Origin of the sequence: Enterococcus sp. AZ170 (assembly GCF_050545135.1) — a bacterium.
GTDB classification, from domain to species: domain Bacteria; phylum Bacillota; class Bacilli; order Lactobacillales; family Enterococcaceae; genus Enterococcus_L; species Enterococcus_L ureilyticus.
In genome coordinates, this window is sequence record NZ_CP172947.1 from 612,644 (window position 1) to 625,621 (window position 12,978).

General features: G+C 36.7%; 10 protein-coding genes. 7 read left to right on the plus strand and 3 right to left on the minus strand.

The window, feature by feature from the left end; all coding sequences use genetic code 11:
* Positions 1–123 precede the first annotated feature (123 nt).
* From IGJ55_RS03005 to IGJ55_RS03035, 7 genes are all read left to right on the plus strand, one after another.
* Positions 124–1,467 (plus strand): FAD-dependent oxidoreductase, encoded by a 1,344-nt coding sequence (locus tag IGJ55_RS03005; RefSeq protein ID WP_069638924.1) that lies wholly within the window; start codon positions 124–126, stop codon positions 1,465–1,467.
* A gap of 205 nt (positions 1,468–1,672) precedes the next feature.
* Positions 1,673–1,900, plus strand: a complete 228-nt coding sequence (locus tag IGJ55_RS03010; RefSeq protein WP_069638925.1) for a hypothetical protein — start codon at positions 1,673–1,675, stop codon at positions 1,898–1,900.
* A 248-nt stretch (positions 1,901–2,148) separates the two neighbouring features.
* Positions 2,149–4,848 carry a YhgE/Pip family protein gene (locus tag IGJ55_RS03015; RefSeq protein ID WP_430607279.1) on the plus strand — a complete coding sequence of 900 codons (2,700 nt, stop codon included), beginning with the start codon at positions 2,149–2,151 and terminating at the stop codon, positions 4,846–4,848.
* A gap of 239 nt (positions 4,849–5,087) precedes the next feature.
* Entirely contained in the window at positions 5,088–6,251 is a 1,164-nt protein-coding gene (locus IGJ55_RS03020) for a cation diffusion facilitator family transporter (RefSeq protein WP_069638927.1), read from the plus strand.
* Between the two features lie 148 nt (positions 6,252–6,399).
* Positions 6,400–6,735 carry a hypothetical protein gene (locus IGJ55_RS03025; RefSeq protein ID WP_429950171.1) on the plus strand — a complete coding sequence of 112 codons (336 nt, stop codon included), beginning with the start codon at positions 6,400–6,402 and terminating at the stop codon, positions 6,733–6,735.
* A 125-nt stretch (positions 6,736–6,860) separates the two neighbouring features.
* Entirely contained in the window at positions 6,861–8,522 is a 1,662-nt protein-coding gene (locus IGJ55_RS03030) for a MutS-related protein (protein ID WP_430607280.1), read from the plus strand.
* A 255-nt stretch (positions 8,523–8,777) separates the two neighbouring features.
* On the plus strand, positions 8,778–10,601 hold the full coding sequence (locus tag IGJ55_RS03035) for an amino acid permease (RefSeq protein WP_207120244.1): 1,824 nt from the start codon (positions 8,778–8,780) through the stop codon (positions 10,599–10,601).
* Between the two features lie 135 nt (positions 10,602–10,736).
* Here the strand turns inward: IGJ55_RS03035 and IGJ55_RS03040 are convergent, their stop codons facing one another.
* Genes IGJ55_RS03040 through IGJ55_RS03050 form a run of 3 tightly spaced genes read right to left on the minus strand, consistent with a single transcriptional unit; the run spans position 10,737 to position 12,975 of the window.
* Positions 10,737–11,405, minus strand: a complete 669-nt coding sequence (locus IGJ55_RS03040) for an ABC transporter permease (protein ID WP_069638931.1) — start codon at positions 11,403–11,405, stop codon at positions 10,737–10,739.
* A complete protein-coding gene (locus tag IGJ55_RS03045; RefSeq protein WP_429950178.1) occupies positions 11,405–12,337 on the minus strand; it encodes an osmoprotectant ABC transporter substrate-binding protein in 933 nt (310 codons plus the stop codon). The genes IGJ55_RS03040 and IGJ55_RS03045 overlap by 1 nt, the downstream gene beginning before the upstream one ends.
* A gap of 2 nt (positions 12,338–12,339) precedes the next feature.
* Positions 12,340–12,975 carry an ABC transporter permease gene (locus IGJ55_RS03050; RefSeq protein ID WP_430607281.1) on the minus strand — a complete coding sequence of 212 codons (636 nt, stop codon included), beginning with the start codon at positions 12,973–12,975 and terminating at the stop codon, positions 12,340–12,342.
* Positions 12,976–12,978 lie beyond the last annotated feature (3 nt).

Here is a 12,978-nt window from a genome sequence, read left to right on the forward strand (position 1 = left end):
ATTAGTCTCTATAATTATTTAAAAAAATCATTTTTTTATATATAATGAACTAGATTGTTACTTTTAAATTATATTTATATAGTTATAAAAATGACTTATTTGATTGAAGGGAGAAGAACCTTAGTGAAAGTAGTAATTATCGGAGCCTCACACGGTGGACTTCAAGCGGCATTAACGTTAAAGAAATTAGATCCTCAAACTGAGGTTGTTCTAATTGAAAAAAGAAGTGAGCTTAGCTTCGTTTCAAGCGGGATCATATTGAGAATGAATCAAATGGTTGATGAGCTGGATAATGTGAGATATCTTACAGCAGAAGAATTGAGTAAAAAAGGCATAGTTGTTTTACTTAATACAATGGTTACTACGATACAGCCGGAAAAAAGCACTATTATCTATGAGGATGATGCTAAAAAAACTTGTAAAGTAAGTTATGACAAGCTAATTCTCGCAACAGGTTCAAACCAATTTTCAACTAATCTGACACTACCAAGTAAAGATAAAGTGACCGTTTTCAAAAGTTACTCCAGTTCAGTGGAAGTATTGAGAAAATTGGAACAGGCAAGATCAATCTCGATTATTGGTGGCGGATATATCGGAGTGGAATTGTGTGATGCTTTGAAAGAAAAAGGCAAAGAAATCCACCTGATAGAAAGTGCAGGATCTGTTCTTTTCCGTTATTTGGATAAGGAACTGTCATCACTCATTGAACAAAAAATCGTTGATTCAGGTGTAAAACTTCATTTAAACGAAAGTGTTATTGGTTTTTCAGATATAGAAGAAGAGAGTTTTATCACCCAAACCACGAATGAAGAAATCAGAAACGATTATGTTATTGTGGCCGTAAATGCTCGTCCTGATACGACATTAGTGAAAGAATTTTTAGACTTAAATGCTAATGGAACAATTCGAGTCAATGAACATATGCAGACAAGTGATCCAAATATTTTCGCTTTAGGAGATGTGATTTCTTATCCTGTCCGCAATAGCTATCGTAAGTCGTTCATCCCTTTAGTGAATAATGTTGTTCGAAGTGCGACCGTTGCTGCTATGAACGTTTTAGGGCATCCGATGAAGTACAATATGACGCAAAAGACAACGGCCACTAAAATTTTCAACAACTATATTGCTACTACAGGGTTAACCGAAGTAGAAGCAAAGTTTGAAGGAATCGAAGTTGAAAGTATCTTTTTAACATTACCAAGTCAGTTGCCTTATCTTAAATTGCAGGAAGAGGTGCATATCAAACTGGTTTTCGAAAAAGGTACGCATAACTTGATTGGCGGACAATTGATGTCTGAAAAGGATATTACGCAATCGATCAACACGTTATCTTTAGCAATTGACAAAGAAACCACACTAGAAGAGTTAGTCACTATGGACTTTTATTTTAACCCTGGAATCAACCAACCAATGGGAATTATTAGCCGTGCTGCATATGAATTTTTGATTGAGAAGTATAGGGTATAAAAATCTTGTCTTTGTATAAGAGGGGTGAAGCATTTCTTTGGCCCTTTAATAGTTATTAAACTTTTTCTAATAGCAAGAGCAGCAAGACAAACATGTTTATGCTGTTTTTTTGTATAATTATTGTTTTTTGTAATAAAAGCGAATTGCTACTACTAATTGTTATTTAAGCGTATAATAAAATAAAAATATAGGAGGGGCATAGCCGATGAAAGCAGCAGAAAAAAATTTTTATGACTTCATCTTAGATCGTACAAAAGCAGATCATCAAGAAGACATGAAACATTTACTAGCAGAATTGCTGGAAAGAAAATCAACGGATAAGCTCGATAAGATGTATCTTATGGGTGTGGTTCCCAGAGCACTTTCTTATCTAGAGCCTGATTCAGTAAATGAAGTGAAAAAAGTAGTATCAGAGTTCTCAGCAAAACTATAGCAAAAAAATAAAGGCAAGCTGATTCATTTGGATGAGTTTGTCTTTTTTAGGTGTCATAAAATAAGAAATGTCCCATTGAACGTGAAGAAAATGGATATGAATGGTTCATAAATAACAATAGACTTGAATTCTCTACGACAATTCAAGAAACCTGTCGTAGAAATGGACAAAAATAGTTTTTTTCATTTGTTATTGATAAAAAAATTATGCTAAAGTAAATCAGTCATTAAAAAGAGTGGGTGAGCAGGATGAAACATATAAAGAACACATTAAAGTTATTTAAATTAGATTGGCAACGTATTTTTAAAAACCCGATCGCTACATTTTTGATTATTGCACTGATGATTATTCCATCACTTTATGCATGGTTCAATATCAAAGCCTTGTGGGATCCTTATGCAAATACAGGAGAATTGCCGATTGCAGTCTACAGTGACGACCAAGCTGTGACATTCAAGGATAAAGAAGTCGATATTGGAAAAGAAGTATTAAAAAATCTTCATAAAAATAAACAATTAGGTTGGCGTTTTGTTGATTCAAAACAAGAATTAGACAAAGGGGTAAAATCAGGAAAGTATTATGCCGGTATCTATCTGCCAAAAGATTTCTCAAAAGACCTATTAAGCTTTACTACAGGGGATATTAAAAAGCCTAAAATTGACTATTCAATCAATGAAAAGATCAATGCGATCGCACCAAAAATCGCTGAAAAAGGTGCAACCTCATTACAAGCGCAAATCACAGATGAGTTCACTAAAACAGCAAGTGGTACTTTGGTTCATGTATTTAATGATATTGGCTATAATTTAGATTCTAATCTGGTTAGTATAACGAAAGTGAAGGATATGATCCTTTCGACAGATGAAAATATTGGTCAAATCGATAAATATATGCAAGAAGTTGTTGCACTTCATGGGAAAATGCCTGAGTTGAAAACAAAGCTAGCGAAAGCCAATGAATTTGCGGAGTATTTGCCTCAAGTTGATGCTTTAGGAACAAAGCTAGTTGATTTAAACGACAAGATGCCAACAATCAAAGAACAAGCTAAAGTTATTTTGACCTTACAGGAGAAAATCCCAGAAATTCAAAATGCTGGGAAACAATTAGCGATGATTGACGAAGATTTTGCTTCAGTTGAACAAACAATGACGGAAGGAATCGAAGAAGCTAAACAAGGTTTGACCATTATCCAACAAGTTCAAACGGCTTTGCCAGATATTGAAAAACTTGGAGAGCAAGCAGATCAATTAGCGACTGCAACCAGTGAAGGAGCAGTAAAATTACAAGAGGCGTTACCAAGCATTACAAGCAGTATCAAAGTAACGCTAGAGTCAGTTCAAACAATTGGATCAAATGTATCCGCAATTGCTGGTCAAATCGAGCAATTATTGACTGATAATGAATTGACACCAGAAGAACGTGAAACGCTGAAGCAAATGTTGCAACAATTTAGCGACAGCTTAGGGAAGCAGCAAGCAGCAATTGATCAATTGGCTGAAATGCTGACAAGTATTCAAAATTCTTCTGGTAATCAAGAACTTCAACCAATCATTGATAATTTAAATAATCTTAGTACGTTGATTGCAGGGCTAAAAAATCGAGTGGATAGTATTGATGCTGATGGGATTTCAGTGGATCAGTTGAAAGCTGTATTAGGAGAAATTGAAAACATGGCCAACAATATCGCTGGGATTGCTGGCAGTATCAATGTAGATGCAGTTGCAACAGATGTAAATAACATTTTAACAAAGCTCATCACTACGATTTCCAGCGCTCAAGGCTTGCTCGACAAAGCTAAGCAAATCGATTTTGCTACATTATTAAATTCAACACAAGCAACTGTTTCTAATGCAATCAGCATCTTAGAAAAATACCAAGCAGAATTACCTGCAATCAAACAAGAAGTGCATGATGCCAATGTTTTACTGAATGGTCATATGGACACGATCGTAAATGGCATTAACAAAGGTGCAGAACTTTACAACAATGAATTGCCTGTCATCGAAGAAAAACTTGGCTTAGCTGCTGATTTTATTCAAAATGATTACCCAGGGATCAAAGAAAATATCACTGGTACTTTAAAAACAGTCAATGACAAAATGCCGGATTTAGAGTCTGCCTTGAACAAAGCAAATGACTTAGTTCAAAATGACTGGCCAAATATCAAGACAGGTCTCCATAAAGCCGCAGAAGCGATCCGAAATGGGGAGAAGGATGTTGACCTTGGACAAGTGATAAAGTTGCTTAAACTGGATGCTAACGCTGAAAGTGACTTCTTTGCTAAACCAGTTGAAGTGAAAGAAAATAAAATTTACCCAATTGCTAATAATGGCTCAGCTAGTACACCATTTTACACAGCTCTTTGTTTATGGGTTGGTGCCGTGTTATTTTCAAGTGTGGCAACAACTGATTTTTATTTAGATGAAAAAGACCGCGGGAACTATTCAAAACGGGAACAATTTTCTGCGAGGATGTTAACCTTTTTAGTAATGGGACTAGCGCAAGCGTTGATTGTGACGTTAGGAAATTATTTCTTGTTAGGAGTAGATGTTAGACAACCAGTATATAGTGTATTATTTGCTTTGTTGATCGCCTTTGCGTTTATGATGATGGTCTATGTACTAGTGGCACTATTTGGCAATGTCGGAAAAGGGGCTGCGATCATTATCCTGGTGCTTTCAATCTCGGGAGGTGGCGGAAACTATCCAATTCAAGTTTCTGGCAAATTCTTCCAGTTTATTAATCCATTTTTACCATTTACCTATGCGGTAAATCTATTAAGGGAATCAGCAGGAGGTATTTATTGGCCGAATGCTTGGAAGGCGATTCTCATTTTACTAGGAATTTCAATTGTGTTTTGTGTGTTGGGCATTCTCTTATATCCTTATGTTGAAGAAAAAACGAAGAAGTTAGAGAACGTTTCGCATGAAAGTCATATTTTCCATTAAAAATAAGAAATAAATGCTGGTGAAAGCTTGAATCAAGCCTATAATGGGAGTGATTCAAGTTTTTTTCCTTATTTGTTATCTTTCAAGGTGTCCCTAATAAAAAAACAAAGACATCCAATTGATCAATTAGGGGGATTCTAAACAATAAAAACTCACTAAAAAAAACAGCATTTAACTATACAAATGGCTGAAATCATTTTATAGTCTTAAGATATGCTAAAAATGAGGTAGGGATCACGATGATAAAATTTTTAATAGAGCGCTTTGAAAAAAGCCAACCAAAAAATTCAGATACTCGAACAGCTTTTGGGATTTTTGCGGGGATCGTAGGGTTACTATCTAACTTGCTGCTTTTTGTTGGAAAATTGTTGATTGGACTAATTTCTGGCAGTGTGTCGATTATGGCTGATGCAATGAATAATTTGTCGGATACGGTTTCTTCTGTGCTAACGCTCGTCGGTTTTTATATTTCAGGGAAACCAGCAGATAAAGAACATCCATACGGTCATGAACGTTTTGAATATATCAGCGGTATGTTAGTTTCGTTATTGATTACCTTTGTTGGGTTTCAATTTTTTATGACATCGATTGAACGAATCCGAGATCCTCAAAGTATCAAAGTAACACCAGTAATTCTGATTGTGTTAGTATTGTCGATTCTAATCAAAGTTTGGCAAAGTATTTTTTATCAACGAGTAGCCAAAAAAATTGATTCTAATACATTAGTTGCAACGGCTAAAGATAGTTTAAATGACGTATTTACGACGATGGCTGTACTCGTTTCAGCGACAGTAGAGGGCTTGACTGGCTTGAAAATTGATGGCTTTGTAGGGCTATTGATAGCGTGTTACATTATTTTTAGTGGTTTACAATTGATTCGAGAGTTTGTCAACGAGTTGATGGGGCTTAGACCTGATCAAGCAGCGATAGATGAAATGAAACGATATCTATCCTTAGTACCAGAAATCGTAGGGTATCATGATTTACTGATCCATCAATATGGACCCAATAAAACATTTGCCTCTGTTCATATTGAAATCGATGACCGCTGGAATCTGACTCAAGCCCATGAAAAGACGGATGATATCGAAAAGAAATTTAAAGAAGCGTTGGGGGTTGATCTTGTTTGTCACATCGATCCTGTGAACTTACATGATCAAAGACAACAGTTTATTCACCAAGAGCTGAAAAGAATCATCAAAGGGATCAATAGTGAATTAAAAGCCCACGATATACGCTTAGTAGATCATGGCAGTCAGCCTCGTATTTTATTTGATTTGGTTGTTCCAAACCATTTTAAAGCAACAGACCAGGAACTAAAGATTCGCATTCAAGAACAAGTATATCGAAATATTGGGGATTATTTAGTTGAAGTAACATTTGATCACAATTATTTACTTTAAATTTCTCTTTAATGATAAAAAAATAATAGCTATATAGTTGTTTTTCTCAAAAATATACATAAAAATGATTGTTTTAGCTAAAAAAATGAGAAAATATTGTTCTCTAACATGGTAACATAGGGATGAAATGTTAGGAGGAATAAAAAGGATGGATCGTAACTTATTAATCGTTCTCTATTTTTTTGTTGTTGTGATTGTTGTTTTAACATTAGTGATTGTCAGAGATAAACAATTTTTACGGAGTTTATTAGGAAAAAAAGAAGTACAGCAAGAAGAAATCACGGATTTGAAATTAGAGAAGATTCGTTTGAAACATATTATAAAAATGCAGGATGAGACGATTTCTCATATGCTGAGCTCAACTCAGTATATTAAACCGATGAAAATGGAGTATCCGAAAATAGAACCAAACGAAGCAAATCAAGAGACAGAATGGCATTTGGATGAATATACCAGTATGAATCGAGAGTACCACGAATTATAAGTAAATAGAAGAAGTTGAACTATAACTCTTAGAGTTTCCGGTTCAACTTCTTTTAGTTGCTATCCATTTGTCCTTGTATATGAATCGATAAAAACATATACTAGCCTTAAAAAGGAGGTTATTGAATGAATGCTCAATGGATCGTACTTGGTTTTGTGGGGCTGATTATATTGATTATCAGTGTAATGGAAATTTATAATCGCTTAAAATTACGAGCAATGGTCAAAAGTAAGTGGGGAACATTTCCTAATACACGTTTTTTTGATAAAGAGGAAAGCTTGAGGGATGCGTGGTATACAGCTAAAAAATATCGAAAGTATGATAGTGAAGTCGATGAGATCACTTGGTATGACCTAGACGGATTTACTCTGTTTGAAAGAATCAATGCAACCTATTCAAGTGTAGGCTCAGAAGCACTGTATCAGCGTTTACGCAATTTTAACTTCTCAGAAGATAGTCATGACCGTTTGGAAACATTGATTGAGTATTATGAGCAAAATCCTCAGATTAGAGAAGCGATTCAATTTCAGTTTGCCTGTTTAGGGAAACAAGATAAGAATAATGTTGAAAGCTATTTAAGTGAAACTAGAAACCAAGTGCTGCCAAATACAAAACTCTACTTGTTTTGTGGGAGTCTACCGATTGCCGCCGTCGCTTTAATACTGTTATTTCCGAATACCGTATCAATTGTCCTATTGTTAGGCTCGATTTTATTCAATGTGATTTATTACCAAATAAAAAAGGAAAAATTACAACGTGAGCTGATCTGTATGGGGTATTTAGTCCAAACGGTTGTATGTGCAAAGAAATTAGCTAAAGTGAAAACACCTTTTCAAGAAGAGTTGGCAAACAACCTTAAGCCGTTGGCATCAATGACTAAATTTGGTATTTCCTTTCGAATAAAGTCTAACAGTGAGGCTGAAATGATGTTTGATTATTTTGCGATGATCTTCATGCTGCCCTTTATTTCATATAACTTTGTTCTGGAAAAATTAACCAATTATGAAACTCAAGCAAAAGAAATGTGGCGTTTACTTGGAGAATTGGAAGTTGCAGCAGCAGTTTTGAATTTTCGTAAAGTCATGCCAGATACAAGCCAACCTGTATTTTCAAAAGGCATTCAAGTAAAGGGGGAAGAAGTTTATCATCCATTATTAGCCTCTCCTGTGCCAAATGAAGTGAACTGGACAAAAAATACCCTAGTAACTGGTTCGAATGCTTCTGGCAAGTCTACCTATGTTAAAAGTGTAGCGATCAGCTGTATTCTTTCTGCGACGATCCACACCGCGTTAGCGACCAAGTTTCAATTGCCGTTTGCACATATTTTGACATCAATGGCAGTTGAAGATGACATTTTTGAAGGCGATAGCTATTTTGTTGCAGAAATCAAATCAGTTAAACGAGTCCTTGATTTAGCTGAAACAAGAGTTCCGTGTTTATGTTTTATTGATGAAATACTAAAGGGTACGAATACGATCGAACGAATCGCCGCATCATCTAGTATGGTTCATTGGTTAGCAGATTATCCGTCGTTGGCTTTTGTTGCTACCCATGACATTGAACTGACAGAAATCTTAAAAGAATCTTGTGATAATGTCCATTTTCAAGAGCAGGTGACAAAAGAACAAGGTGTATCATTTGATTACCGTCTAAGGCAAGGACCATCAACTACGAGAAATGCCATTCAGCTTTTGCAGGTGTTGAATTATCCGCAACGGATCGTGGCACAGGCAAAAAAAGAAGCAGATTATTTTGATGAATATCGTACTTGGCAAACAGTAGAATAGCAATCAAGACATGAAAATCGTTTTGGATGTTCATGTCTTTTTTCTTGTGACGACAGCGCAAAGGCAGAATCGTTTCCTTGAAAAGATAAGCTTGTTAAAATGAAAAAAACAGTGCTCTAAGAATTTGTTTAAACGATGGAAAGAAGAGCCTAAACATTTCAATTATTTAGCAGGGAAATAATTGACAATCTTACTTTAGAAGCGTAGCATATGTGATTGTTTCGGAAAAAAATAGGAAAAGGAGAGGTTGATCAAGTGGATTATTTAAAGCGATTATTTATCGGTAAGCCGTTAAAATCGACTGAAAATGATGAACATAAGTTGAGTCGTTTTGCCGCATTGGCTTTATTGTCATCAGATGCATTATCCTCTATTGCTTATGGTACTGAACAAATCGTTGTCGTGTTAGTTACGTTATCTGCTGCGGCTATCTGGTATTCACTGCCCATTGCCGCTTTTGTCATTATTTTACTTATTTCATTAACACTATCTTATCGGCAAATCATTCATGCATATCCTCAGGGTGGCGGAGCTTATGTCGTCAGCAGTGAAAATTTAGGGGAAAATGCTGGACTAATAGCAGGCGGTTCTTTATTGGTCGACTACATGTTGACTGTAGCAGTTTCGGTGTCGGCAGGCGCTGAGGCGATCATTTCAGCAGTACCAGCTCTATACGGGCACCAAGTTGTGATTTCCATCATCATTGTTTTATTGATCATGTTGATGAATTTACGAGGCTTAAGGGAATCAGCTAGCTTTTTGATGCTGCCGGTCTATAGCTTTATTGCGATTATTACTTTATTGATTGCTACTGGGCTATTTAAAATTATCACAGGTGTAGTGCCGATTCATGCAACAGCGGTGCCGGGGGCGGTGGTTCCTGGGATTACAATTGCGTTGATTTTGAGGGCCTTCTCTTCGGGCTCCTCATCATTGACTGGGGTTGAAGCAATTAGTAATGCTGTTCCTTTTTTTAAAAAGCCGCGAGCAAAAAATGCGGCTGGTACGTTAACTTTGATGGCTGGGATTTTAGGCTTTTTCTTTGTAGGAATCACGTTTATCAACTATTGGTATGGGATTGTTCCACAGACGGAAGTGACTGTCTTAGCTCAAATCGGTAAAGCAGTATTTGGTCAAAATATTCTTTATTATCTCTTGCAGTTTGCAACAGCTTTGATTTTAGCTGTTGCAGCTAATACTGGCTTTTCAGCGTTTCCAGTGTTGGCCTTTAATTTAGCGAAAGATAAATTTATGCCGCATATGTATATGGATCGTGGGGATCGTTTGGGGTATTCAAATGGTATCTTGACTTTAGCTGCAGGTTCAGTGGTTTTGTTATTGATTTTTCAAGGCTCAACAGAACGATTGATTCCATTATATTCAATCGGTGTGTTTATACCGTTTGCCTTATCTCAGACTGGGATGGTAGTAAAATGGCGTAAAGAGACAAAAAAATGGTTGTCAAAATCAATTGCAAATATGATTGGAGCATTCATTTCTTATGGAATTATCGTTATTTTATTCATGTATCGTTTGGGAGATATTTGGCCATTTTTTATTATTATGCCAGTGCTGATTTTTATTTTTTATAGTATTCATGCTCATTACAAAAACGTAGCAGAACAGCTGCGCTTAGAGGAAACTGTGGAACAACAAGAATTTTTCGGCAACACAGTGATTGTGTTAGTTGGAAATGCGACGCAAGCCAATGTGGGGGCGGTAAATTATGCCCGTTCAATCGGTGATTATGTCGTTGCGATGCATGTATCGCTTGATGAGAATGTGGAAAAGGAAAAAGAAATCGAGACGGAGTTCAAAAAACAATTTCCTGATATTCGTTTTTCTGTCGTCCATTCTTCGTATCGTTCGATCACAAATCCAATTCTTCGTTATGTCGATTTGGTTAGTAAAAATTCAGCTAAGCGGCATTATACAACGACGGTCCTGATTCCTCAATTCGTCCCTAATCGTCGTTGGCAAAATATTTTGCATAATCAGACGAGCTTACGTTTGCGCCTGCGCTTATCTTGGCGCGAGAATATTGTCGTTGCAACATATAGTTATCGTTTGAAGAAATAAAAAAAGCAAGTAAGAATTAGAAGAGATTCTTACTTGCTTTTTTTGTTAAAGCTAAAAAGGCTCATACCGCTTTACTAGATATAGCGGCACAAAACAGCCTTTGAAGAAAATAGATAAGCGTTTTGTTCCACTTTTCTATGAATGTTTACTAGCTGGATCTAAGCGGCGTTCGATCATGCCTAACACCCAGTCTGTAATGATCGCCATTAAGGCCGTTGGTAAGGCACCAACAAGAATGATCGCTGTCCCATCAGTTGCATTAGTACCGCGAATGATGATATCTCCTAACCCACCGGCACCGACAAAAGCACCAATTGCGGTGATCCCGATTGCTACGACAAGAGCATTTCTAATTCCTGCCATGATCACAGAGACAGAAAGCGGCAATTCTACCATGTAAAGCCTTTGCCATTTTGTCATGCCCATTCCTTTGCCCACATCTAATATATTTCGGTCGACTTGGATCATCCCAGTATAGGTATTTTTGATGATCGGTAAAAGCGAATAGAGAAAGACCGTGACGATAACTGTGTTGACACCCAGACCAAGACCTAACATCAAGATTGAAAGCATCGCGAGAGAAGGAACCGTCTGAATCAAGTTTGCAATACTGACGACCCAACCAGCCATTTTTCTTCTACGGGCAATGAAAATCCCGATAGGTATACCAACGATAGCGGCAAATAATACACCGTAGATAGAAATTAAGAAATGCCGAACGAATTGACTCAAAACATAACTGCCATTTTGCTCAAAGTAATAGAAAAACTGCTGCAGTAAATTCATATCTTGTAAATTCTGCATTATTTTCCACCTCCTTCAGACTCGAAGAAATGGTGTTCTTTTAAGAAATTATCCGCAACGGTTTCAGGTTCCATTAGATCATTGTCTGCTTGATAGTTTAGCTTTTGCATCGTTTCGGTTGAAATTTTTCCTGATAATTTACTAAGGACATCACTTAATTCAGGATGTTTTTTCAAGATTTCATCTGTTGCGACTGCACAGGCATCATAAGGCGGGAAGAAATGGAGATCATCTTCTAAAATAACCAAATCATAACTGCCGATTCGGCCATCTGTTGAATAGCCTAAAACAACATCCATTTTATTCGCAGCCACTGCGTCGTAAACTAAACCAATCTGCATTGGAAACACTCGTTTAAAATCAAAGCCATAGGTTTCAGTAAACCCTTTATAACCGTCCCCTTTACGGTCGATCCAAGATGTATCAACACCAGCAGTTAGCTGGTCGCCAACTTTTTTAAGATCACTGATTGTTTTTAAATTATATTTCTCGGCCGTTTCTTGTGTAACCATAAAAGCGTAGGTATTGGCAAATCCGTAGGAATTAAACCATTTTTGCTGGAATCTTTTTTGAAACTCTGATTGGACTACCTCAAAAGCTTTTTTAGGTTCTTTGATTGGTTCTAGATTAAGTGTTGTAGTCAAATCAGTCCCTGTGTAACGGGCAGCTGAAATTTGTGCGTCACCATTCATCATTGCTTGGTGATTGATTGTAGTCGTTGCTAAATTATTGATGATCGTGGTTTTTTCATCCGTGTAATGCTCGATCATACCAGCGACTAGGCTTGCTAATATCTGTGCTTCTGATGTGATTCCGCCAGTAATAGAAATCGTAGAGTCATCGGCGTTAGAAGCAAGTCCAGGTAAGGAGCAGCCCGATAATAGTAAAGCACTACAAAAAGTGATGAACAATAATTTTAATTTTCGTTTCATGATTATTCCGCCTCCCTTAATGCTTTAGGCGTTAATTTTTTCTCTAATAGCCCTAGTAATAGATCTGCGGCCAAAGCCAAAATAGTAACAGGAATCGTTCCGGCAAAAATCAAATCGGGTTGATAATTATTTAATCCGCTGAAAATGAAGTCTCCAAGACCACCAGCACCGATATAAGAAGCTAATGTGGCCCATGCAATCACATAAACGGCAGCTAGGCGAATCCCTGCCATGATCGTCGGCATCGCTATTGGTAATTCGACCATAAAGATTGATTGGACATTGGTCATGCCCATTCCTTTGGCAGCATCTTTATAATCAGAGCTGACTTCTTTGATTCCAATATACGTATTTCTTAAAATAGGTAATAAAGAGTAAATAAACAAAGCAATGATAGCTGGAATTTTTCCAACACCAAAAATTGGGATCATCAATGCAAGTAAAGCTAAAGAAGGGACAGTTTGTAAAGCACTGGTTAAGCCGATAACAATGGCCGCTGTTCTCTTAGTTCGTGTCAATAAAATTCCAATAGGTACTGCAAATAAAATACCCAAGAGAAGAGCTATCCCGGAAATAAAAATATGTTCACCGATTTTAGTGACAAGCTCATTTCCTCGTTCTAATAAAAACTGATCCATTTT